At 66.7% G+C, this 23,718-nt stretch carries 19 protein-coding genes and 1 tRNA gene; 8 read left to right on the top strand and 12 right to left on the bottom strand.

Going from position 1 to position 23,718, the window contains the following annotated elements; all coding sequences use genetic code 11:
• The first annotated feature begins 1 nt into the window (after position 1).
• On the top strand, positions 2-3,139 hold the full coding sequence (locus tag ABIB38_RS16820; protein ID WP_429205548.1) for an efflux RND transporter permease subunit: 3,138 nt from the start codon (positions 2-4) through the stop codon (positions 3,137-3,139).
• On the opposite strand, the gene ABIB38_RS16825 is transcribed toward ABIB38_RS16820, so the two are convergent.
• The 7 genes from ABIB38_RS16825 to ABIB38_RS16855 all read right to left on the bottom strand — a co-directional run bounded on the left by ABIB38_RS16825 (position 3,136) and on the right by ABIB38_RS16855 (position 10,901).
• Positions 3,136-3,528: a diacylglycerol kinase gene (locus tag ABIB38_RS16825; RefSeq protein WP_429205549.1), complete on the bottom strand. Its 393-nt coding sequence runs from the start codon at positions 3,526-3,528 to the stop codon at positions 3,136-3,138. The genes ABIB38_RS16820 and ABIB38_RS16825 overlap by 4 nt on opposite strands.
• A complete protein-coding gene (locus ABIB38_RS16830; protein ID WP_429205550.1) occupies positions 3,506-4,306 on the bottom strand; it encodes a phosphatase PAP2 family protein in 801 nt (266 codons plus the stop codon). Before ABIB38_RS16830 ends, ABIB38_RS16825 begins: the two co-directional genes overlap by 23 nt.
• Positions 4,284-5,921, bottom strand: a complete 1,638-nt coding sequence (locus tag ABIB38_RS16835; RefSeq protein ID WP_429205551.1) for a phosphoethanolamine transferase — start codon at positions 5,919-5,921, stop codon at positions 4,284-4,286. The genes ABIB38_RS16830 and ABIB38_RS16835 overlap by 23 nt, the downstream gene beginning before the upstream one ends.
• An 87-nt stretch (positions 5,922-6,008) precedes the next feature.
• Positions 6,009-7,250: an ATP-binding protein gene (locus ABIB38_RS16840; RefSeq protein WP_429205553.1), complete on the bottom strand. Its 1,242-nt coding sequence runs from the start codon at positions 7,248-7,250 to the stop codon at positions 6,009-6,011.
• On the bottom strand, positions 7,237-7,926 hold the full coding sequence (locus ABIB38_RS16845) for a response regulator transcription factor (protein ID WP_429205555.1): 690 nt from the start codon (positions 7,924-7,926) through the stop codon (positions 7,237-7,239). Before ABIB38_RS16845 ends, ABIB38_RS16840 begins: the two co-directional genes overlap by 14 nt.
• Before the next feature lie 19 nt (positions 7,927-7,945).
• Complete coding sequence (locus ABIB38_RS16850) at positions 7,946-9,982, bottom strand: LTA synthase family protein (RefSeq protein ID WP_429205557.1); 2,037 nt, start codon at positions 9,980-9,982, stop codon at positions 7,946-7,948.
• Between the two features lie 142 nt (positions 9,983-10,124).
• Positions 10,125-10,901 carry a DUF883 family protein gene (locus ABIB38_RS16855; RefSeq protein WP_429205559.1) on the bottom strand — a complete coding sequence of 259 codons (777 nt, stop codon included), beginning with the start codon at positions 10,899-10,901 and terminating at the stop codon, positions 10,125-10,127.
• Positions 10,902-11,343: 442 nt separating this feature from the next.
• On the opposite strand from ABIB38_RS16855, the gene ABIB38_RS16860 reads away from it, so the two are divergent.
• Positions 11,344-12,234 (top strand): cupin-like domain-containing protein, encoded by an 891-nt coding sequence (locus tag ABIB38_RS16860; RefSeq protein WP_429205561.1) that lies wholly within the window; start codon positions 11,344-11,346, stop codon positions 12,232-12,234.
• A 6-nt stretch (positions 12,235-12,240) separates the two neighbouring features.
• Here ABIB38_RS16860 and ABIB38_RS16865 read toward each other — a convergent pair whose 3' ends face one another.
• On the bottom strand, positions 12,241-14,172 hold the full coding sequence (locus ABIB38_RS16865) for an alkaline phosphatase family protein (RefSeq protein ID WP_429205676.1): 1,932 nt from the start codon (positions 14,170-14,172) through the stop codon (positions 12,241-12,243).
• Positions 14,173-14,568: 396 nt separating this feature from the next.
• Here ABIB38_RS16865 and ABIB38_RS16870 point away from each other — a divergent pair, with 396 nt between their 5' ends.
• The 5 genes from ABIB38_RS16870 to ABIB38_RS16890 all read left to right on the top strand — a co-directional run bounded on the left by ABIB38_RS16870 (position 14,569) and on the right by ABIB38_RS16890 (position 17,569).
• A complete protein-coding gene (locus ABIB38_RS16870; protein ID WP_429205562.1) occupies positions 14,569-15,753 on the top strand; it encodes a DUF2325 domain-containing protein in 1,185 nt (394 codons plus the stop codon).
• Positions 15,754-15,883: 130 nt separating this feature from the next.
• On the top strand, positions 15,884-16,039 hold the full coding sequence (locus tag ABIB38_RS16875) for a hypothetical protein (RefSeq protein WP_429205563.1): 156 nt from the start codon (positions 15,884-15,886) through the stop codon (positions 16,037-16,039).
• Between the two features lie 142 nt (positions 16,040-16,181).
• Positions 16,182-16,676: an Hcp family type VI secretion system effector gene (locus tag ABIB38_RS16880; protein WP_429205565.1), complete on the top strand. Its 495-nt coding sequence runs from the start codon at positions 16,182-16,184 to the stop codon at positions 16,674-16,676.
• Positions 16,677-16,685: 9 nt separating this feature from the next.
• Positions 16,686-17,195, top strand: coding sequence for a hypothetical protein (locus ABIB38_RS16885; protein ID WP_429205567.1), 510 nt, complete (start codon positions 16,686-16,688; stop codon positions 17,193-17,195).
• Complete coding sequence (locus tag ABIB38_RS16890) at positions 17,192-17,569, top strand: hypothetical protein (RefSeq protein WP_429205568.1); 378 nt, start codon at positions 17,192-17,194, stop codon at positions 17,567-17,569. Before ABIB38_RS16885 ends, ABIB38_RS16890 begins: the two co-directional genes overlap by 4 nt.
• A 161-nt stretch (positions 17,570-17,730) precedes the next feature.
• Here the strand turns inward: ABIB38_RS16890 and ABIB38_RS16895 are convergent.
• The 3 genes from ABIB38_RS16895 to pepN all read right to left on the bottom strand — a co-directional run bounded on the left by ABIB38_RS16895 (position 17,731) and on the right by pepN (position 21,633).
• Positions 17,731-17,806, bottom strand: a tRNA-Thr gene (locus ABIB38_RS16895).
• A gap of 139 nt (positions 17,807-17,945) precedes the next feature.
• The gene (locus tag ABIB38_RS16900) at positions 17,946-18,947 is read right to left on the bottom strand and encodes a class 1 fructose-bisphosphatase (RefSeq protein WP_429205570.1); all 1,002 of its coding nucleotides are present in this window, start codon (positions 18,945-18,947) and stop codon (positions 17,946-17,948) included.
• Between the two features lie 28 nt (positions 18,948-18,975).
• Positions 18,976-21,633, bottom strand: coding sequence for an aminopeptidase N (gene pepN, locus ABIB38_RS16905; RefSeq protein ID WP_429205572.1), 2,658 nt, complete (start codon positions 21,631-21,633; stop codon positions 18,976-18,978).
• A gap of 184 nt (positions 21,634-21,817) precedes the next feature.
• On the opposite strand from pepN, the gene ABIB38_RS16910 reads away from it, so the two are divergent.
• Entirely contained in the window at positions 21,818-22,465 is a 648-nt protein-coding gene (locus ABIB38_RS16910; protein WP_429205573.1) for a DUF4136 domain-containing protein, read from the top strand.
• Positions 22,466-22,629: 164 nt separating this feature from the next.
• On the opposite strand, the gene ABIB38_RS16915 is transcribed toward ABIB38_RS16910, so the two are convergent.
• Positions 22,630-23,691, bottom strand: coding sequence for a LacI family DNA-binding transcriptional regulator (locus ABIB38_RS16915; protein WP_429205575.1), 1,062 nt, complete (start codon positions 23,689-23,691; stop codon positions 22,630-22,632).
• Positions 23,692-23,718 lie beyond the last annotated feature (27 nt).

Genomic DNA, 23,718 nt, shown 5'->3' on the forward strand with positions numbered 1-23,718 from the left:
GATGAACTTTTCCGCCCTCTCGATCCGCAATCCGATCCCGGCGATCATGCTGTTCGTCCTGCTCACCGTGGCGGGGCTGCTGGCCTTCAATGCCAGCAAGGTGCAGGACTTTCCGGACATCGAGCTGCCGATCGTGACCGTCACCGCGACCCTCGACGGCGCCGCCCCGGCCCAGCTCGAAACCGAGGTCGCGCGCAAGATGGAAGACTCGATCGCCACCCTGCAAGGCATCAAGAACATCTATACCCGCGTGCTCGACGGCGTGGCCACCATCACGGTCGAGTTCATCCTCGAGCGCGATCCGGCCGACGCCGTCAACGACGTGCGCGACGCGGTCTCGCGCGTGCGCGCCGACATGCCGGCCGAGATGCGCGACCCCACCGTCACCAAGACCGCCACCGCCGGCCGCGTGGTCTCGACCTTCACCGTGGAGGCGGCGCAAGGTTCGGGCCTGGACGACCAGGACCTGAGCTGGTTCGTCGACAACGACGTCTCCAAGCGCCTGCTGAGCGTGCCCGGCCTGGGCGCCGTCAAGCGCGTGGGCGGCGTGACGCGCGAAGTGCGGGTCGAACTCGACGATCAACGGATGGCCGCGCTGCGCTTGTCGGCGCTGGACGTCTCGCGTCAGCTGCGCAACGTGCAGCGCGAGGCGCCGGGCGGCCGCGGCGACGTGGCCGGCGTCGAGCAATCGGTGCGCACCCTGGCCACCGTGCAGACCGCGCAGCAGCTGGCGGCGCTGGACATCCCGCTGCCGGACGGCCGCCACGTGCGCCTCGACCAGGTGGCGACGGTGAGCGACACGGTCGAGGAGCAGCGCGCGCTGGCCGAACAGGATGGCCGCAAGGTAGTCGCCTTCGAGGTGTTCCGCACCCGCGGCGCCGGCGAGATCGACGTCGCCAGCGGCGCCCGCGCCGCGATGGAACAGCTGGGCAAGGACAATCCCAGGCTGGTCATCCGCGAAGTGATCGACAACTCCTATTCGGTCGAGGAAAACTTCGACGCCTCGATGCACATGCTGTACGAGGGCGCGCTGCTGGCGGTGCTGGTGGTGTGGTGGTTCCTGCGCGACTGGCGCGCGACCCTGATCGCGGCCGCCGCCCTGCCGCTGTCGGTGATCCCGGCCTTCCTGGGCCAGTACCTGTTCGGCTACACGCTGAACATGGTCACGCTGCTGTCGCTGGCCCTGGTGGTCGGCGTGCTGGTCGACGATGCGATCGTCGAGATCGAGAACATCTCGCGCCACCTTCACATGGGCAAGACGCCGATGCAGGCCGCGCTGGAAGCGGCCGACGAGATCGGGATGGCGGTGATCGCCACCACCTTCGCCCTGGTGGCGGTGTTCCTGCCGACCGCCTTCATGGGCGGCATCCCCGGCAAGTTCTTCAAGCAGTTCGGCTGGACCGCGGTGCTGGCGATCCTGGCGTCGCTGCTGGTCGCGCGCCTGCTCACGCCGATGATGTGCGCCTACCTGATGAAGGCGCCGAAAGACCTGAACAAGGACGCGCATGGCGTCCCGCACGCGCCGCAGGACGGCCCGCTGATGCGCCGCTACCTGGCCGTCATGCAGTGGTGCCTGCGCCGGCGCGGCCTGACCATGCTCGGCGCGGCCCTGTTCTTCGCCGGCTCGCTGGCCCTGGTGCCGCTGCTGCCGACCGGCTTCATGCCGCCGGCCGACCGCTCGCAGACCCAGGTCAACGTCGAGCTGCCGCCGGGCGCCACCCTGGCCCAGACCCATGCGGTGGCCGAGCAGGTGCGCCGGCAAGTCATGACCGTGGCCGGCGTGAAGAGCGTGTTCAGCTCGATCGGCGGCGGCTCCAGCGGCGACGCCTTCTCGCCCGGCGCGGCGGCCGAGGCGCGGCGCGCGGTGCTGACCATCGCCACCGTGCACCGCAGCGAGCGCGACGTGAAGCTGGGCGTGATCGAGAACCGCATCCGGCAAACGCTGGTGGACATCCCCGGCGCCCGCTTCACAGTGGGCATACCGGACGCCGGCACCAAGATGCAGCTGGTGCTGCGCAGCGACGACGCGCAGGCGCTCACGCTGGCGGCGCGCCAAGCCGAGCGCGAACTGCGCACCTTGCGCGGCATCGGCAACGTCAGTTCGAGCGCCTCGCTGGTGCGCCCCGAGATCATCGTGCGACCCGACTTCGCGCGCGCGGCCGACCTGGGCGTGACGGCGGCGTCGATCGGCGAGACGGTGCGCGTGGCCACCGCCGGCGACTACGAGCAAGCGCTGGCCAAGATGAACCTGGACGAGCGCCAGGTGCCGATCCGGGTCAAGCTGCCGGACGCGGTGCGCGCCGACCTGGACGCCATCGGGCGCCTGACGGTGCCCGGCGCGCACGGCCCGGTGCTGCTCTCGACGGTGGCCGACATCACCATGGAAAGCGGCCCGGCCCAGATCGACCGCCTGAACCGCAGCCGCAACGTGACGCTCGACGTCGAGCTGTCCGGCCGCGCGCTGGGCGAAGTCAATGCCGAGGCGCGCGCGCTGCCGGTGTTCCAGTCGCTGCCGTCGTCGGTGACGATCGCCGAGCTGGGCGACGCGCAAGAGATGCAGGCGCTGTTCAACAGCTTCGGGGTGGCGATGCTGATCGGCGTGCTGTGCATCTATGGCGTGCTGGTGCTCCTGTTCTCGGACTTCATGCAGCCGGTGACGATCCTGGCGGCGCTGCCGCTGTCGATCGGCGGCGCGTTCGTCGCCCTCCTGCTCACCAGCAATGCGCTGTCGATGCCGACCATGATCGGCCTGATCATGCTGATGGGGATCGTGACCAAGAACTCGATCCTGCTGGTCGACTACGCGATCCTGGCGCGCAAAGCCGGCATGGGGCGCTTCGACGCACTGGTGGACGCCTGCCACAAGCGCAGCCGCCCGATCGTGATGACCACCATCGCCATGGGCGCCGGCATGCTGCCCCTCGCCCTGGGCTTCTCGGGCGACCCGAGCTTTCGCTCGCCGATGGCGGTGGCGGTGATCGGCGGCCTGATCACCTCGACCTTGCTGAGCCTGCTGGTGGTGCCGGCGGTCTACACCTATATCGACGACCTCGAACACTGGTTCAAGCGCCACGGGCGCAGGCTGCGGCGCCAGCCTGCGCCGGCGCCGGCGAAGGCCGAGGAGCACACGCCCGGCTAGCCGAACAGCAGCGGCAGGACCAGCACACCCCAGGTCAGGGCGGCGAGCATGACGGCCAGCGCGACGGCCGCGCTGCCCAGGTCCTTGGCGCTCTTGGACAGGGGGTGGCGCTCGAGCGAGATGCGATCGACCACCGCTTCGATGGCGGAATTGATCAACTCGACGACCAGCACCCCGACCAGCACCGCGACCAGCGCCAGCCGCTCGAGGGCCGGCAGCGGCAGCAGCGCGGCCACCAGCATGGCGGGCACGGCCACCAGCAGCTCCTGGCGAAACGCGTGTTCCGATTGCCATGCGAACTTCAGGCCTGCGGCCGAATAGCGGGACGCGGACAGTATCCGTCCCAGGCCCTGTTTGCTCTTGAATTCACTGATCTGCGGTTGCGACATTGACGGATTCCGATAAGGGGTTGGATTGCGCCTTGCGGCGGGATGGCCCGGCCCGCAGGGCGGCGACCAGGAACAGGACGATGGCGCTGGCGATCCAGATCGACCACAGGGTGTGGGTCGTGAAGTGGGCCCCGCGCAGCTGCTGCAGATAGCCGACCGCCGCGCCGAACGCGAGCGCGAGGACAGCCGCCGCGCTTGCCATCCGCGGCCGCGCCGGCAGCCAGTAAACCGCCAGCGACAGCAGCCACAAGGCGCTCGACGCATGCCCGGCCGGCAGGCACTGTCCGGCGACGGCGCCGGCCGGCAAGGCCTCGAACAGGCGCACATAGGGCTGGTCGCCGCCATAGCGCAGCAAGTCCCACGGACAATGCGAGGTGCTGAAGTGCTTCAGCATGCTGATCGCCAGGGGCACCAGCAGCGCCGACAGCGCGACGATGCGCAGCCGCAGGCGAGCGCGCCCGCTCATGCCTGCGCGCGGCCAGGCCAGGTCGGCCAGGGCGCGGCCGATGAAGCCCAGCGCGAGCAGCATCAGCAGCCATTTCAGGATCACGTGGCTGAAGGTCTCGGCCAGCCAGGCATGGCGCCAGGGGAAGGCGCCGCTGCCGGCGTCGAACACCGCATCGGCCAGCGCCAGGTCGAGGTCGGTGCAGCGGCCCATCCAGAAGATGGCCGCCGCGGCGACAGCCAGCGCCGCCACCGTGCGCCGGATCGTCCGCGCCGGCAGCAGCGCGGTAGGCGTGACGGCGGCGCCCATCTCACGCGCCCCGTACGCAGGCATGGAAGATATCGAGCCGCGGATTGAGCACCGCCGTATTCACGTCGAGCATGCCGAGCACCGAGTGGAACACGTTGTCGTGCGACAGCGGCTCGTTGCGGCGCTGGCTCAGGCAGCGGCGGTCGATGCGAAAGCGCTCGCTGAAGCCGTCCGACATCCACAGCATCATCGGTACCTCGGTCTGCTCGCGCGGCGCGAACAGATAGGGCGTGCCATGCAGGTAGACGTTGTTCTCGCCCAGCGATTCTCCATGGTCCGAAAAGTACAGCATCGCGGTGTCGACGTCCGCGTCCAGGGCCAGCGCGCGCAGGCGGTCGATGGTCGTGCTCAGGAAGTAGTCGGTATACAGGATGGTGTTGTCGTAGGCGGCGCGGATCGATTCGCGCGAACAGGTCTCGAACTGGTTGCTGGTGCATACCGGACCGAAGCGGCCGAAGGCGCGCGGATAGCGGCTGGCATAGGCAGGACCATGGCTGCCCTTCTGGTGCAGCACGACCACCATGTCCTTGCCGCCGCGGCGCAGCAGCTCCGGCAAGCCGTCGAGCAGGACTTCGTCGTGGCACTCGCCGTCCTCGCAAGGGCCGCCCGGCTTCGGCCGCGACAGGTCCTCGTAGCGCACGCGGTCGCACACGCCCTTGCAGCCCGAATTATTATCGCGCCATACGACGTCGAAACCGGCATGCGCGAGCACGTCGAGCAAGCCTTCCTGGCGCTCGGCCTTCGACTGGCTGTAGTCCTCGCGGCTGAAGGCCGAGAACACGCAGGGCACCGAGACCGCGGTCGCGGTGCCGCAGGAATGCACGCGCGCGAAGTTGACCAGGCCGCTTTGCCGCGCCAGCAGCGGATTGGTGTCGCGGGCATAGCCGTCGAGCGAGAAATTGGCCGCGCGCGCCGTTTCGCCGACCACGAGCACGGTCAGCGTCCGGCGTTGCGCGCCCTTCCACGCGGCGCCCTTGACGGCGTCGCGTCCGAGCGGCGCGACCACGATGGGGGCGGCCCAGCGCGCGCGCAGGTAGCCATGGGTGGCCTGGATGAAGTTGGTCGGCGTGAGCAGGAAACGCAGTTCGCGATGCTCGTGCAGCGCCGGCGCCAGGCTCTTGTACAGCAGCAGCAGGAGCATGAGCGCCAGCAGCAGCGAGCCGCCGGCGATGCCGGCGCGTTCGAGCAGCCCGCGCGCGCCGCGCGGGAACGCGATCCTGGCGCGCCAGATCGCCCACGCGGGCAGCACGCCCAGCAGACCGACCCTGGCCGCCATCTGCCAGCTGATCAGTTCCGTGGCCTCGCGCGTATCGGTCTCGAACACGTTCTGGATCATGGCCTTGTCGATGACGATGCCATAGGTCGCGATGAAATAGCTGGCGGCCGATGCGGCCAGCACCAGCGCGATCAGCACCGGTTTGGCGACCAGGCGGAAGCTGGCCAGCATCAGGCAGGCGTTGAAGAACAGGACCACGATCAGGAACGATCCCGCCAGCAGCGGCAGGCTGGCCAGCGAGACGCCGCCCGCGGCACTGCCCAGGACCGACCAGAACTTGATGTTACCCACGCTGGCCAGCAGCAAGGCCACGACCAGCATCAGCACCGGCGCCTGGATGCGCCTGGCGAACAATCTATCCACTCTCTCCCCTCAAGTAGCGCAGTCCGACACGGAACTGCTGTGCTGGAAGAATAAGGAGGGACGCTTCAGGTCGGCGTCAAGCCGGCGTCAGGATTGCGTGAAATCGCCTGGAAACACGATCGTGAAGCGGCTGCCGCCGCCCTCGCGCTGTTGATAGACCAATCTGGCGCCCAGATATTCGCAAATGCGCTTGACCAGCGACAGCCCCAGCCCGGTGCCGGCCGAGCCGGTCGAGGGAATGGCGGCCGCGTCCCGGTCCAGCGTCTGGCGCACCGCGTCCGGCAAGCCGGGGCCGGTGTCTTCGACGCTGATGCGCCCGGGTTCCAGCACCACCGTCACCTGTCCCTGCTCGGTGTACTGGCAGGCATTGCGGATCAGGTTGGCCACCGCCGACGCGCACAGTTCGGAAGGCGCGCGCACGTCGATGGCAGCCGAGCCGATGCAGCGCAGGGTCACCGGCTTGTCGGCCACCATGTGCTGGTAACGCTCGGTCTCGCGGCGCGCGATGTCGCTCACCGGGACCGGCGCGAACAGGCCGAGCTCGGGCGCGCGCGCCAGCAGCAGCAGGACGGTGACGCATTCGGTCGCTTCCTGCGCGGCGCGGTAGATGCGCCGGGCCGGCGAGCGCACCGCGGGGTCGTCCGTGTTCTCGACCAGGATCTCGGCCGCGCCCATGATGACCGTCAGCGGCGTGCGCAGTTCGTGGCTGACGTCGCCCGTGAAGAAGCGTTCGCGGTCGAGGAAGGCGCGCAGCTCGCTGGTATGCGCGTCCAGGGCGCGCGCCAGGATGCCCAGCTCGTCCTCGCGCGTCGTGTGCGGCAGCGCCAGCGCACCCTGGCCGACCGCGTCCGCCAGTTCGCGGATCGGCGTGACGATGCGCCGGCCCACGAAGCGGCCCAGGAACAGCGCCAGGATGACGAAGCCGGCGAAAAAGGCGGCGAACATCGAGTACACCAGCATCTCGATGTCCTCGTAGTCGCTTTCATGGTCGACCACGACATAGGGCCCCGCCTCGTCGCTGCCGGCCAGCACGTGCAGGCCGATGCCGTCGATCTCGGCCTCGGACACGCCGGCCGGCAAGCCGCGCAGCGACAGCGGGATGTCGTCTCCGCGATGGAAGCGCAGGCCGGCCGGCAGGTCGGCGGTCATGCCCGCGGCGGCGCGCGGACGCGCCCACTTCTCGACTTCGGCCAGGCGCTCGTCGACCAGGTGCACCTCGATGCCCTCGACCGCCAGCGCCGCCAGCACCGCGAAGAACAGCGACAACACGACGCCGAACAGGATGAAGGCCCTGGTGATCGGCCGGCTCAGCGAACTAGCCGCGCGCATCTGGCAGGGCGAGCTTGTAGCCGACGCCGGCGATGGTGTGGACCATAGGGAAGGCGAACGGCTTGTCGATCGCCTGGCGCAGCGCATGGATATGCGTGCGCAAGGCGTCGCTTTCGGGGCGATCATCGCCCCACACGGCTTGCTCGAGCGCTTCGCGCGGCACGATGCGCGGGGCCGCCGCCATCAGGCAGCGCAGCAGCACGTAGCCGGTCCTGGTCAGGACGACCCTGACCCCGTCGCGCGCGGCTTCCTGCTGGTCGGGATCGAACACCAGCGGGCCGAAGCGCAGTTCGCGGCTGAGCGCGTGCTGGCCGCCTGCGCGGCGCGCCAGGGCCTTCAGGCGCACGTCGAGTTCGACCAGCGAGAACGGTTTCACCAGGTAGTCGTCGGCGCCGCTGTCGAAGCCGGCCACCTTGTCGTGCAGGGCGTCACGGGCGGTCAGCATCAGCACCGGCGTGGTGGACAGCAGCTCGGAACGCAGCTTCTGGCACAGCTCCAGGCCGCTCAAGCCTGGCAGCATGACGTCCAGGACGATGACGTCATAGGTGTTCTCGGACGCCAGCGCCAGGCCGCCATAGCCGTTGCGGGCCGAATCGAGCGTGTAGCCCTTCGGCTCGAAGAAGCCGTAGAGGTTGGCCAGGATGTCGGAATTGTCTTCGACGATGAGAATGCGCATGCGTTATTGTAAGACGCCGTCAGCGCGGCCGGTAGCGCTGTTCGCGGTACAGCAGCGACGGCAGCATCACGTGCGCCATCGCCTTGTCCGCCTGGGCCCGGGCCGGCGCGCCGTCGCCTGGATCGAATTGTCCGCTGGCCGCGTCGTAGTGCGCCGCCAGCGGCGCCTGCCCGGGCCGCAGCACGGTCGCCTGCGCTCCTTCCAGGTAGGCGAAATAGTCGTTGAACTGGATCAGCGCGCGGCCCGGCGTCGTCGCGTCCTTCACGAAGTCGCGCCCGATCATCGGGTGCGTGCTGGACACGCCCAGCAGGGACAGCAAGGTGGGCGCCAGGTCGACCTGGCTCGCGATCGTGGCGATGCGCTTCGGTTCGACGTCGGCGCCCAGGATCAGGCCCGGGATGTGGAATTTCTTGATCGGCACCAGACTATCGCCATAGACGCGGTTGTCGTGGTCGGCCACGATCAGGAACACGGTGTCCTTCCAGTAGGCCTGCTGCTTCGCTTCGCGAATGAACTTGCCCAGCGCGTAATCGGCATACTTGACCGCGTTGTTCACGGTCTGCTTGTTCGGCTCGTGCAAGGCGATTTTTCCGTCCGGGAATTCGAACGGCTCGTGGTTCGAGGACGTGAAGATCAGGCTGAAGAACGGTTTATCCTGTGCATGCAGTGTCTTGAGCCGCTCGAGCGACTTGTCGAACAGGTCTTCGTCCGAGGCGCCCCAGCTGCCGACGAATTGCGGTCGCATGTCGCCGATGTCGACGATGTTCTGGAAGCCATTGCCAGTGAAGAAACTGCGCATATTGTCGAAGTGGGCCTCGCCGCCGTAGACGAACTCGGTGTGATAGCCCTGGCGGCCCAGTCCGTCGGCCAGCGTATAGAAATTGTTCTGCGAAAGAGACAATTTCACCGTGCTGCGCGCCGGCGTCGGCGCATAGCCGGCCACCACCGCCTCGATGCCGCGCACCGAGCGGGTGCCGGTGGCGTACAGCTGCTCGAACCACCAGCCCTCGTCCTTGAGCTTGTCGAGTTCCGGCGTGACGGGCAGGCCCCCGAGCGATTTCACGAAGGTGGCGCCCAGGCTTTCCTGCAGCACGATGACCAGGTTGAGCGGTTTGTCGCGCCGGACCGCGGCCTGCTGGTAATGCTGGGTCGGCAGTTCCGGATTCGGGAAGCGGTAGTCGCGCAGCCAGGGCGCCGCCTTGACTTCGGCAAAGACCCGCTCGCGCGGGAAGTCGCCATAGATCTCGGATGACTTCGCCTCGTTGTCCATCGCGTGGATCGCATCGAGCACCGACCAGGCCGAGTTGATGACGAGCGAATTGACCATCGCATCGCTGCTCAGGGCGAACATGGCCGGGTTCGCCGGGCGGTGGCCGGTCGTGGAGCGGACCTGCATGAAGACCAGCAGGCACAGGATGGGCCACACCAGCAGCAGCTTGCGGCTCGGCCACGGCGTCATGCCGGCCGCGGTCCGCTTGAGGAGGCGCACCAGGACGATGCCGAGCACGACGGTCAGCACACAGCCCAGCAGCAGCGCGGTGCGAAAGCCATGCCACAAGGTCGCGAACACTTCTTGCGGATAGCCCAGGTATTCGATGAACAGGCGGTTCGGCCGTACATCGTATTGCATGATGAACTGGGGCGTGGCCACTTCCATGAACACGATGACGATCAGCGCGAAACCGGTCCAGGCCACGCTGGCGCGGCGCCACAGGCGGGCGCTGCGGGCATGCGCGAGCAACGGCGCCAGCAGCAGCGGGACGGCAATGAAGTAGCCAAGCAGGATCAGGTCGGCGCGCATGCCCTGGAGCAGGATCTCGGGCACGATACCGGTCGCCGCCACACGCGGCCATTGCCAAACGACCAGTGCGATCCGAAAAGCCGACAGGAGAATCAGCCCGATGCACAACAACTGGACGAGTGGCGCGAACGGACCGGTCCATTCGGTAATGCGCCCGGGTCCGGCGGCGCGATGCCGCGCGATGGCCGGAGTACCACTGATGCCTTCAGGCAGACGAAGTTTCTCGATGTTCATGGCCTGCATGCTAAGTTGCATGCTGTCATCGAAATGTTAGTGAGGCGTTAAGGAAGCGTTAAATCAGCGAAAAGAAATTGCACGAACGAAAAAAAGCCCGGCCGGCGAAAGCCGACCGGGCATGCGAGAAGCGCGCCGGTGGCACGCTTCTTTGCAATCGAGATCAGTCGCGGTAATCGCGGTAGTTGCGATACTCGTGACGGTCGCTCGAGCCACCCAGCAGCTTGGCCAGGATGAAGCCCACGCCCACCGCGGCCAGCAGTGCGCTGCCCGGGTTGTTCTTGACATATTCCTTGCCCTGGGCCGACAGGTCCGAGCACCGTTCGCTCAGCTGGGCCGAACCGCCACCCAGTTTCTCTTGAGCCGAGCTCAGCAGGCCAGAGACCTTGTCGACGCCGGCATGGGCGCGCGAAGCCAGGTTCTCGACGACCGGCTGGGCGGCTTGCGCTGCCTTGTCGATACCTGCGTGCACCTTATCTGGCGAGATCGACGAGATCGCTGCCTTGATGCCGCCAACCGTCGTTTGCTCGCCGGTCGACGAATCCGACGACGAAGCCGACGATGGGGTCGACGATGCCGACTGGCTCGACGACGAAGCGCCCAGGCCGCTGTTGCCCAGCGAACCGCTGCTGCCTGCGGCCGAGCCCAGGCTCGACGACGAGGACGACGACTGCGACGATTGCGCGCCGATCGACGAACCCGACGACGCGCCGGTGCTGCCCATGCCGGTGCTGCCCATATTGCCGCTCGACGAAGCGCCTTGCTGGCTCGACGACGACGGCGACGAGCCGGTGCTGCCCAGGTTCGACGATGCGCTCTGCAGGCTGCCCGACGAAGCGGTGGTGCCCTTGTTCAGGCTGGAGTCCTGGCTTTTGCCGATGCTCGAACCGGCCTTGTTGGCGTCGATGCCTTTACCCTCGGTAGACTTTTGATTATCCATGATGTATCCCTCATAAAATGTGTGACCAACGCGGAGTAGACCGATATTCGACTATCACCACATTCTTCCTTGAATCAGTCCGATACTTGACGCGGAACGAAAGCTGCCTGCGATACATCAATGGCGGCGCGGCGTCATGCCCAAAATCAGTTTCTTGCATCACTGACCTCAAGCCACCGCAAAGATTCCATCGATCTCCCAGACTGCTCGTCCCTATCTCGGGGCGACGCCCTTCGAGGGTTTCGTCACGAGCGCAGTATCGAACCAACTGCGTCGCGATACCAAAAATACAATGGATCAGTATTAAGAGACCGTGCGCTGACTAACAGAGCCGTTCCATCCGCTGCAAAAGCTGCTTTTTATCCATTGGCGGCAGAGTGAGGGGCGTGTTGGCAGTACCATACGTGGTTTCGCCACACCCGGGCGTCCCGTACGACATCACATGGCAACAGACACCATTCCAGGCAGCCGCCTGCCGCCGCGCCAGGCCATGCCGGCAGCGGACGAGGCGGCGGCAAAACAACAGGCCGACGCCGACAAGGCGGCGCAGGTACGCGGCGTGGCCTCGATCGCCGCCATGCGCGACGCCATCCGCCAGGCCGCGCGGCGGCTTCCCCGGTTTACCGCCGTGCCGCGCCTGGCCCGGCTGGATGCGGCCGGCTTTCGTGCGCGGGCGGCGGCCGGCATGCCTTTCCTGGTCACCGGCATCGTCAAGCGCTGGCCGCTGGCCGACCTCACGGCGCAGGACTTGCGCGAACGATTCGGCCATCTCCCGGTGCGCGCGCGCATCGGCGACTACGTCACGACGGCCTTCGCGCCGGACCGGGCGATGCAGGACATGCTGCTGCGCGACTACCTCGACCTGGCGCCGCCCGATGCCGCCCCGGAGCTGCCGCCCTATGTGGGCAACCTGTCGCTGCGCGAACTGAACCGGCTATGCCACTGGCCGAGCTGGTTCGACAAGATGGGGCCGCCGCGCTTCTGGATCGGCCCGGCGCGCACGGTGACGCCGCTGCACTGCGACTACGACGACAATCTCTTCGCCCAGCTGTGGGGGACCAAACGGATTTTCCTGGCGCCGCCGCACCATGACGCCTTTCTGTATGCACGCGAGGCCAATCCGCTGCTGTTCGGCTCCCCGTTCGACCCGGAAGCCCCGGACTTCGAGGCCCTCCCCCTGGCGCGCCAGGCGGCGCTGGTCGAGATCGTCGTGGAGCCCGGCGACATGCTGTACGTGCCGGCCGGCTGGTATCACCAGGTGCGCGCCCTGAGCTTTTCGCTGTCATCGAACCGCTGGGCACGCGGGCAGCCGCTCGCGCTCCTGAAAGACTAGGAACCTCTAGGCCGCGCGCTGCGATTCCTCGGCTGCCGGCGTGGCGGCTTCGGCGTCGTCCAGCACCAGGAACTCGGTCGATGGCCGGCCATCGGCATTGTGCTGCACGATGCGGCGCGGGCGGCCCTGGGCGTCGAGCCATACCTGGCCGATGCCGGCGCCGTTCCACAGGCGCTCGCCGCGCGTGCGCTGGTCGGGCAGGCGCGGACGCAAGGCCAGGTCGCGGCGCTTGGTGAACCAGTTCAGCGGCGAGCGCGGCGAATACAGCCAGCGGTTCAGGCGGTCGAGCCAGTCGAGCAGGCGGCGCGGGAATTCGTTCTTGATGCCGCTGCTGGTGATCTGCCATACATGCTGCGGGCGGTCCGATTCGCGCACCTCGACGTCGTAGACGAAGGAATAGTGCACGTCGCCCGACAGGATCACGTAGTTGCCCGGGGTGCGCGAATGGCGGAAGATATTGAGCATGCTGCTGGCCGCGCCGCGGTGCGCCATCCAGTTCTCGGCGTCGACCGTGAGGGCCAGGCCGGCGAAGGTGGCGATCCGCTGCACCACTTCGATCAGCTTGACGCCGAACATCGGCGCGGCCGAGACGATCACGGCCGCCGTCTCGTCGAGCAGTTCGTGCTGCAGCTCGCTCAGCGATTCCCAGTCCATCAGCCCCGACGGATGGCCAGGGGTGCGCCGGTTGCGCCAGCGCCGCGTGCGCGTATCGAGCACGATGATGGCGGGCTGGGTGCGGAGCATGTAGTCCCACTGGCGAAACGCGAGCAGGCGGTTGATGAGCGCATCCTGCGCGCCCGGTGCCAGGCGCCCGCCGGCGTCCGGGGTGGCGCTCAGGTCCGCCAGCGCGTCGAGCGCCTCGCCGAACACGTCGGGCCGGTTGCCCCAGCCCTGGCACAGCATGTAGGCCACCAGCGCATTGCCGATGATGCGGCGCGAGAACGGGTGCTCATAGGCGGTGGTCTCCCACTTCGCCGACAGGTTCCAGTCGTCGGTGATGTCGTGGTCGTCGAAGATCATCAGGGTCTGCACGTGCGCCAGCAGGCGCGCGGCTTGCGGCAGGTCGGCGCAGAAACCCCGCATGGCCGCGCCCTCGCGCCGCCAGCGTTCGACGTGCTTCGGCTTCAAGGGCGGCATCGCGGGCTCGCCCACGATCTGCCACGGCGCCGGCGACCACACCAACAGATACATCGCCATCACCTCGGCCAGCGTCACCAGGTGGTTGTGGGCATTGGCGGTGGTGAAGATCGGCTTTTCCGAGCCGCCGAAGAAGCGGTCGCGCAAGGCGTCGTTCGACTTGAACGCGGGCAGCAGGTCTTGGCGCCGGTAGTAGCCGGCCGGGTGGGCATACAGCGCCTCGCTGTCTTCCACCACCGCGCCCTCCAGGCATTCGCCGTACAGGCCCAGGCGCTCGATGAGCGCGTGGATGGCCGCCAGCGTCGGGCCGGCCACGTCGTCGGCATAGACCTGGTCTCCGCACAGCATGAGCATGGCGGGCCGCGCGTCGGCCTCCTTGATGCGGCCGGCCAGCAGCGCGTCGGCGCAGGCCAGGCCGTCGCGCGACTCGTGGTGCGGCTTGCGGCAGGAACCGTAGAGGATGTCGTCCATGCGGCTGCGCAGGACGAAGCTGGGCCGGCTCGTGCCTGCATGCAGCAGGTGCGGCGCCCAGTGCGCGATGCCTGCGCCGCCGTCCAGGACCAGGTCGTACTCGACCAGCACGTCCTGCGCCAGCGGCTCTTCCAGGGCGACGTCGATCAGGTGCACGTATGCATGGCGGCCGACGCGGATGACGCGGCACGCCGCGCCATCCAGCCGCAGGCGGCGCGCCGCAGCGCCCTGCGGCGCCAGCTCCAGGGTCAGGTCGAGCGCCTCGCTGCCGACGAGCCACAGCAGCAGGCGGCCGGGCTCGAGGCGGCGCAGGATCGGGCCGGCCAGCACGGGCGGAAGGTCGGTGGAGGGAACGGTCTGGATCAATGCGGTACGGTCAAGGAAAACAATCGGTCGAGTGTAGCAGATGGCATTCGCTCATCCGCGCACGATCGCCCTGCAGGAAGGCCGGCAGCATCCGGGGCGCCGTGCGCGTACCGGGTCAGGCATCAATAATCGACGCGGGCCGCATCCGTGATGCTCGGCCGCCCCTGCATGTGCGGATAATGGGCGAACGCGACCAGGGCGCGCACCGTCAGGCGTATCGGCAGGTCCACGCGGATCCACGTGTATGCGGGCTGAGGACGCACGGATGAAGATTTCGCTTGCGCGACGCGGTGGGTAAGCTAGAATAATGAATGAGAATCATTATCATTTAATGCCATCATCTGCGTCGAAAGGAACGATATGTGCGACAAACACGCTTCGAAGGTACCCTGCCCTGCGGACGCTGCCCAGGGCTCGCGCCGGCGGCGCGTGTGGGAGCTGTCGCATGCATGCCATTGCCCGCTGGTCGGAGTCGGGTTGCCGCTGGGCGGCTTGCGCAAGCTGGTGGAGAAGGTGACTGGCGGGAAGGTGCTGCATGACGATTACGACATCCACGTCGGCACCGTCAGCGAGTGCGCGATGCGCACGCCGCTCGCCGATGCGGTGCAGAAGGAACTCGAGCGCCGCTATGCGCAGCATGTCCAGCGCTTCCGCGCCGCCAAGACCACCGGAGAGGTCGGGGCCATGTGGGATGCCGCGGTAGCCGCCGGGGACGTCGCCGGGGCGTTCTGGGCCGGGCTGTCGCATCCGCGCTGCACCACCGCGCTCGAAGAAAAGATGTGCCGCGACATCCATATGGTGCAGCACCAGGCCGGGGCTTGCGCGCGCGCCGACATCAACAAGTTCAATGCGGTGCTCGCCGACAACGCGCGCCTCGAACGCGACATGGTGCGCCTGCAGGAGCGCTGCAATGCGCTGGCACACGACAAGGCGCTCGAGAGCGAACGCCTCGACAACCAGCTGCGGGCGGCGCGGGCGGCGACCATCGCGCGCGACGGCGACGTCCAGGCCCTGCGCGCCGAACTGGCGCGGCTGCAGGCCAGCATTCCCGACCTTGAGACGCGCGAGCGCCTGGCCGAGCGGGTGGCGCAGATGGAGGCGCGCGAACAGGCGCTGCGCGCCCAGCTGGCCGAGCTGAAGGCGGTGCGCGCCCCTGCTCCGGCACAGGAAGCCGGGTCCGCGCCCGAACCGGTCCAGGCGGCGCCGGTCGCGACGCCGGTGCGCCTCGACAATCGCAGCGTGCTGTGCGTCGGCGGCCGCAGCAGCAGCGTGCCGGTCTACCGCACCATGATCGAACGCGTCGGCGCGCAGTTCGCCCACCACGACGGCGGCCTGGAGGACAGCAGCAGCCGGCTCGACGCCAGCCTGGCCGCCGCCGACCTGGTGATCTGCCAGACCGGCTGCATCAGCCACAGCGCCTACTGGCGCGTGAAGGACCATTGCAAGCGCCACGGCAAGCGCTGCGTCTTCGTCGACAACCCGAGCGCCTCGAGCCTGGTGCGCGGCCTGCAGGAAGCCGCCACCGAAGACCCCCAGCCGAGCTGAGTCACGTTCACGCGCCAGCACGCGGATCGCTGCCACCAGCGGTCCAGCTGCGCCGTGGTCGTGAAATACGGGGGTGACGCGGATTCAGCTACCGCCCACCGGACAACCGGCTCGGCATGCTCGTCCCAACATGCTGTCAGTGATCTTCCGGGTTGAGCGGGAGTGGCAGGCGATCGATGATCGGAAGTTCGGCATCGGGAACATCAGTGTGCGCGGTGGACGCAGGTTCCTGACCATGATGATCATCGTCACATCGGACATGGGAGCAGCCATGAAGTTCGTTTAGCTTGTCTTGCTGGGGTAGTCCCCCGATCAGTTGCAGTCGCACAAACCAAAGGATAAGTCACGCCAATCCATTGCGCGGTCATAACCCCTGTCAGTGCCACTCGGGAAGAATTGCTGATGGACTCAACCATCGGAGACAGTACATGGCACTCGACGCATACCTGCAAATTGACGGCATCAAAGGGGAGTCGGCCGATTCAGCACATCAAGGCTGGATTGAAGTCGCCTCAACTCACTGGGGCGTGACGCAACCCCGAGTCACCAGCGTGTCGACCGCAGGGGGCCACACGACCGGACACTGCGAGCATCGCACCCTCTCGCTCACCAAACTGGCCGACCTCGCCTCGCCGGTCCTCATGCAGCACTGCTCGATGGGAAAGACCATTCCAAAGGCCAAGCTGGAGTTCATGCGTGCCGACAGCGATGGCAAGCCCGTGAAGTACTACCAGGTCGAACTGGAGAATGTGTTGCTGTCCCACATGGACCAAATAATGCATGACGGTGGCCTGCTCCAGGACGAGATAGGGCTGTGCTTTTCCAAGATCAAGTGGACGTATGTCCAGCAGAAGATCGGCGGCGGAGCCAGTGGCAGTACCTCAGGGGGTTGGGACCTTGCGGCCAAGAAGTGCTGCGCATGAGGGCAAGCCATGCCTATACCCATTCAACCACGCGATCACCTGGGCCACTTCATGCTTCCCCAAGCGCCAGAGGAAGCGGGGTACTACGTGTATGGCAACCTCAAAGGCATTCCCGGAACCGGACACCTGGCTCAATACGCCCATCCCAACATGCTGTCCGTGATCTTCTCGGTTGAACGGGAGTGGCAGGCGATTGATGATCGAAAGTTCGGCATCGGTAACATCAGCGTGGCCGGTGGCCTCAGGTTCGACCACGCCACCCATATGAAGGGTATCGAGATGGACATTCGCCCTGTCCGCAAAGACAAGTTGGTCGGCCAAGCCGCCCGGTGCTCGTATAGGGATCCGATCTATGATCAAGCGGCCACGATCAAACTGGTCGGTCTGTTTTTACAGCACCCGATCGTCAGGATCATTTACTTCAACGACCCCAAGGTACGCGAGGTCTGCGGGCCGCTCGTGAAACCCTGGCCCGACCATGATGATCATCTTCACATCGGACTTTGGGAGCGGCCATGAACCTTCGTTTGACTTGTCTTGCTGGAGCAATAGCGCTGGCATCGATCGCCCATGCAGGCGACAGCAAGAGCCAGGGTCGATACTTGGCCAAACCGCTCACCGGCGATTTTTACATGTACGGCGGCAGCATCGGCGACTCGACGCCGCCGACAGAGAAGGACAGGAAATTGTCATTGATGGTGACCGGGCCGCTCGCGAAGGATTTGTTCGATCATCTTGGCCCGGACTTGAAAGACGCCTGCGGCGCTGGCCCTGACCAACGGCAGCGAAGCAAGGGTGATCTTAGCTGCCTCTGGACGAAGGGCGAAGGCTACTCATGCTACGTCGGCCTCGATGTTCGGACCGGGAAGAGCATGCGAGGATTGACCTGCTGACAGTCCATGCCAAAAATGAAGAATGGCCAGAATAAAGACGCAGCGGACAGGGTCAAGTATTTGCTTAGCCGCTTTACACAGCGTTTACACGACAACATGACTACGCCGAGAAGAAAAAAGGGTTACATGCCGAAGCCTGTAACCCTTCATCCTGCAAATCTTGGTGCCGCTGACCGGAATCGAACTGGTGACCTTCGCATTACGAATGCGCTGCTCTACCGACTGAGCTACAGCGGCGAAACCTGTGCTTCGCCTTGCCTTTCGGCGCACGGCGATGGAGCTGCCGTGACGAAAGAACCATATTCTAGCAAACAATGCGGCAAACTTGCTAGTGCGTATCGCTAGCGTGCCGCATTATCGACCGAAAACCAGCGATTCAGCCCTGGTGATAGCCCGTGACGACTTCGACTTCTTCCTTCGAGCCCAGGAACACCGGCACGCGCTGGTGCAGCTTGGTCGGCGGAATGTCCAGGATGCGGCCCTGGCCGTCGGTGGCGGCGCCGCCGGCCTGCTCGACGATCATCGCCATCGGGTTGGCCTCGTACATCAGGCGCAGCTTGCCGGGCGACTGCGGGTCGCGCAGGTCGGCCGGATACATGAAGATGCCGCCGCGGTTCAGGATGCGGTGCACGTCGGCCACCATCGAGGCCACCCAGCGCATATTGAAATCCTTGCCGCGCGGGCCGGTGCTGCCCGCCAGCAGCTCGTCCACGTAGCGCTGCACCGGCGGATACCAGTGGCGTTTGTTGGACATGTTGATGGCGAATTCGCGGGTTGTGACCGGGATCTGCATGTCGCTCTGGGTCAGCACCCAGGAACCCATCTCGCGGTCCAGCGTGAAGCAGTGCACGCCGTTGCCGGTGGTGAGCACCAGCATGGTCTGCGGACCATAGACCGCATAGCCGGCCGCCACCTGGGCGGTGCCGGGCTGCAGGAAGTCCTGCTCGGTCGGCTGGGCCATGCCTTCCGGCGCCTTCAGCACCGAGAAGATAGTGCCGATCGAGACGTTGACGTCGATGTTCGACGAGCCGTCCAGCGGATCGAACAGCAGCAGGAATTCGCCCATCGGATAACGGCTCGGGATCTGGCGGATGGTTTCCATCTCTTCGGACGCCATCGCCGCCAGGTGACCGCCCCACTCGTTCGCTTCCAGCAGGATCTCATTGGAGATCACGTCCAGCTTCTTCTGGACTTCGCCCTGGATGTTCTCGGTCTCGGCGCTGCCCAGCACTTCGCCCAGCGCGCCCTTGCTCACCGAATAGCTGATGCGCTTGCAGGCGCGGGCAACGACCTCGATCAGCAGGCGCAGCTCGGCGTTGATGTTCTGGTGCAGGCGCTGCTCTTCGACCAGGTACTGCGTCAAACTTACGCGTTTCATGACTTCCTCAGGTTGGGTTTGGATTGTTTTAATTGGCGAGTGCCTTGGTGACCACTTCGCGCACGTCGTTCGACAGCTTGTCCTGCCCCGCCACCCGCTGCAGCGCGACCTGCATCTGCTCCTGCAGCGCCGGCGCGTAACGGCGCCAGCGGTCCATGGCGCGCGCCAGGCGGCTCGCGATCTGCGGGTTGAGCGCGTCGAGCGCGATCACCTGCTCGGCCCAGAAGGCGTAGCCGCTGCCGTCCGGCGCATGGAACTGTACCGGATTGCTCATGCAGAAGGCGGCGACCAGGCTGCGCGCGCGGTTCGGGTTGCGCAGCGTGAAGGCCGGATGGCGCATCAGCGCGCGCACCGCCGCCACGTCGGTGGTCGGAGCCGCGGCCTGCATCATGAACCACTTGTCCACCACCAGGGCCTCGTTCTGGAACTCCTGGTAGAACACGTCCAGCGCGTCGGCGGCTTCCGGCACGCGCGATGCGATCAGCGCGCTCAGCGCGGCGGCGCGGTCGGTCATGTTGTCGGCATCGGCGAACTGGCGCTGGGCCAGCGCCACGCTCTCTTCGTCGGGCGCCGCGTTCAGGTAGGACAGCGCCAGGTTCTTGAGCGCGCGCTTGCCGGCGGACGCCGCGTCCGGGCTGTACGCGCCCGGCGTCAGGTTGGCCTCGTACTGCGCCAGCAGCTCGCGGCGCAGGCGCGCGCCGATGTCGGCGCGGATGAACTGGCGCGCGATGTGCACGGCCAGCGGGTCGACGCCGTCGATCTGCTCGGCCACCATGCCCTCGGACGGCAGCATCAGCGCCTGCTCGCGGAAGGCCGGGTCGAGGGTCTCGTCGACCAGGACCTTGCGCATCGCCTCGATGAAGGTCTCGTCCAGGTTCAGGCTGGCGCCGCTGTTGCCCTTGGCCTGGGCCTCGCCGGTCAGCTTGAGCAGGCGGCTCATGGCCAGGCGCTGGCCCGCTTCCCAGCGGTTGACCGGGTCGCTGTCATGGCTGAACAGGTGCAGCAGGTCGGCGTCGGTATAGCTGCCCTGCAGGACCACGGGCGCCGAGAAGCCGCGCAGCACCGACGGCACCGGCTGCTCCTTCACGTCGGTGAAGACGAAGGTCTGCTCGGCCTGGGTCAGCTCGAGCACCGCCGTCGCGCCGCGGTCGACGCCTCCTTCCACCAGGCGCATGTCGTTGCCGGCGGCGTCGAGCAGGCCGACCGCGACCGGGATGTGGAACGGCAGCTTGTCCGGCTGCCCCGGCGTCGACGGGCAGGACTGGACCAGCTTGAGCGTGTAGGTGTGGGCGGTCTCGTCCCAGCGGCCCTCGAAGCGCAGCACCGGGGTGCCGGCCTGGCTGTACCAGCGTTCGAACTGGGTCAGGTCGCGACCATTGGCGTCGGCCATCGCGCGCCGGAAATCGTCGCACTCGACCGCCTGTTCGTCATGGCGCGCGAAGTACAGGTCCATGCCCTTGCGAAAGCCTTCCTCGCCGAACAGGGTGTGGTACATGCGCACCACTTCGGCGCCCTTCTCGTACACCGTCACCGTATAAAAATTGTTGATCTCCACGAAGGAGTCGGGACGCACCGGGTGCGCCATCGGGCCGGCATCCTCGGGGAACTGGTGCTGGCGCAGCGTGCGCACCTGGTCGATGCGGGTCACGGCGCGGCCGGTGTCGGTGCCGATCATGTCGGCCGTGAATTCCTGGTCGCGAAATACCGTCAGGCCTTCTTTCAGCGACAGCTGGAACCAGTCGCGGCAGGTCACGCGGTTGCCGGTCCAGTTGTGGAAGTATTCGTGCGCCACCACCGCCTCGATGCCCTGGAAGTCGACGTCGGTGGCCACCCGCGGGTTGGCCAGCACGAACTTGGTGTTGAAGATGTTCAGGCCCTTGTTCTCCATCGCGCCCATGTTGAAGTCGCTGGTGGCGACGATCATGAAGCGGTCCAGGTCGAGCTCGAGGCCGTATTTTTCCTCGTCCCAGCGGATGCTGTGCTTGAGCGACTGCATCGCATGGTCGGTCTTGTCCAGGTTGCCCTCTTCGACCCACACCTGCAGCAGGGCGTCGCGGCCGTCCGCCAGGCGGAAGGTTTCTTCCTGGCAAACCAACCTGGCGGCCACCAGCGCGAACAGGTAAGAAGGCTTCTTGAACGGGTCTTCCCACAGCGCATAGTGACGCCCGTCGTCGAGTTCGCCTTCCTGGATCAGGTTGCCGTTCGACAGCAGCACCGGGTAGCGCGCCTTGTCGGCGCGCAGCATCACGGTGTACTTGGCCATCACGTCCGGGCGATCCGGGAAATAGGTGATGCGGCGGAAGCCTTCGGCCTCGCACTGGGTGAAGAAGTTGCCATTCGATACATACAAGCCGCTGAGCGTCGTGTTCTGCTCGGGCACGCAGACCGTTTCGATCTCGAGCACCACCTCGTCGGGCGCCTCGTGGATGACCAGCAGATTGTCGGCCAGCGTGTAGTCGGCCCCGGCGAGGGCCTTGCCGTTCAGGCGCAGCGCCACCAGCTCGATCTCTTCGCCATGCAGCTCGATGGCCCGCCCGCTTGCCGCCGGGTTGCGGCGCATGGTCAGGCGGTTGGCCACGACCGTACGCGCGGGATCCAGGTCGAAGCCGAGCTCGACAGTATCCACGAGATAACTTGGCGGGGTATAGTCTTTGCGGTAAATGGTCTGGGGCGTATCGGTGCGCATAGGAAGAGTCCAAGAACACAGTGGAGAAGTGCTTATTTTACCAACAAGCTTTTCCTGTGCTCCGTTTGATTCCATGTATCGCAGTGTATGCACGGTAACGGGGTGTAAAACCCGGTTCATTGATCTTGAACAAGCAGTAAACTTGATCATCGGGGAAATTCCGCAGAATATTTTGGAGATCGGTATGAAACGCCTCATCATGGTCGCCGCCGGCACGGCGCTTGCGCTGCTCCTGGGCGGCTGCGCGACCACCATCCGCAGCGACGTGACGACCTTCCACCAATGGCCGGCGCAGATGGAAGACAAGAGCTATGTCTTCGAGGTGCCGCCGCCGCAGGACGACACGCTGGAATGGCGCAGCTACCAGGAACTGGTGCGCACCGAGCTGGCGCGCCAGGGCTTTCGCGACGCCGAGGGCGCCACGCCGGCGCTGACGGTGGCGATGCGCTTTACCACCACCGACCTGCCGGTGCGCGTGCTGGAGCCGGTCATGACGCCATATTTCTATCCGAGCGCGCGCTTCGGCTACGGCTACCGCGGCTTGCACCGCCGCTACTGGGGCGGCTGGTACAGCCCGTTCTACGATCCGTTCTGGGGTCCGTATCCGGCCTACCAGACCTCGGTCGAGCACCACTACCGGCGCGAGCTGCAGGTCTCGATCAAGTCGGCGCGCGACGGCAAGCGCCTGTTCGACGTCACGGTGCATAACACCAGCCGCAATATGTCGACGCCGGACATCATGCCGGCCCTGGTGCACAGCGCCTTCGAGGGCTTCCCGGGGCCATCGGGCGTGGCGCGGCGGGTCGAGGTGACGCAGCAGCCGAAGGGCTGATCCCGGCCGCCTGATTCACCACCACCACCACCACCACGTCATCCCCGCGCAGGCGGGGATCCAATTTTGCACGCGTTTCGACAGCGCCGGCGGCACTTGGATTCCCGCCTGCGCGGGGATGACGCCGGCATCTCGAGAAGGAAGTCGATGCGCTGGCGGGCGTGTCAGGTGCTGGCGCGTTCGACGATGGCGAAACCGACGTCGCGCACCGGCTCCTCGACCGGCCGGCCTTCGGCGCGGTCGATGATCAAGCGGGCGGCGGCGGCGCCGATGGCGGTGCCGTCGATGCGCACCGTGGTCAAGGGAGGATGCAGGTCGCACGCGAACGCGTGGTCGCCCAAGCCGACCACGGCCAGCTGCTCGGGCACCCTGATGCCCTGCGCCAGCGCTTCGAGCAGCACGCCCTGGGCCAACATGTCGGAGCTGCAGAACACGGCGTCGATGCCGGGGTCGCGCGCCAGCAGCTCTGCCAGGCCCGCGCGGCCGCTGCCGAGCGAGGCCGGCGCCGGCACGATGCAGGTCGGGACCGCGGCCCGGTCCAGGCCCAGCCCGGGCTGCAGCGCCAGCACGGTGTCGGCGAAATGCCGGTTGCGGCGCGCCGCGCGCTCGTCGTCGCCGCTGATGGCGGCGATCCTGCGGCGCCCGCGCCCATGCAGGTATTCGGCCACGGCCTTGCCGATCTGCTCATGCGAAAAGCCCACCAGCATGTCGATCGGGCTGTCGGTCAGGTCCCAGGTCTCGACCACCGGGATGCCGCTGGCCAGCAGGCGGCGCCGGCCCTGCTCCGAGTGCATGATCCCGGTGAGTACCACGCCGTCCGGACGGCGCCCGATGATGGCCTCGAGCAGCGCGTCCTCGCGCGAGTTCTCGTAGCCGGCCTGGCCCAGCATCAGCTGGTAGCCGCGCGCGGCCAGGCCGTCGGTGAGCGCCTGCACCATCTCGAGGAAGACCGAGCTGCTGATGGTCGGCACCACGGCTGCCACCATGCGGCTTTTCTTGGATGCCAGGCCGCCGGCCAGCAGGTTCGGCACGTAACCCACCCGGTCCACCACCTCGCGCACGCGCCGCAGGATCTCGGGCGAGACCGAATCGGGATGGTTCAGCGCGCGCGAGACGCTCATCGGGGCCACGCCGGCCAGGCGGGCGACGTCGCGCACCGTGGGCGTGGCGCCCTTGCGGCTCTTGCGGACGGCAGCCGGAGCGGCCTTCGGGGCAGGGGTGTCCATGGCCGCGATTCTAGCACCGCCGCTGTG

The organism is Massilia sp. UYP11 (genome assembly GCF_050434805.1).
In the GTDB taxonomy this organism is placed as follows: domain Bacteria; phylum Pseudomonadota; class Gammaproteobacteria; order Burkholderiales; family Burkholderiaceae_D; genus Telluria.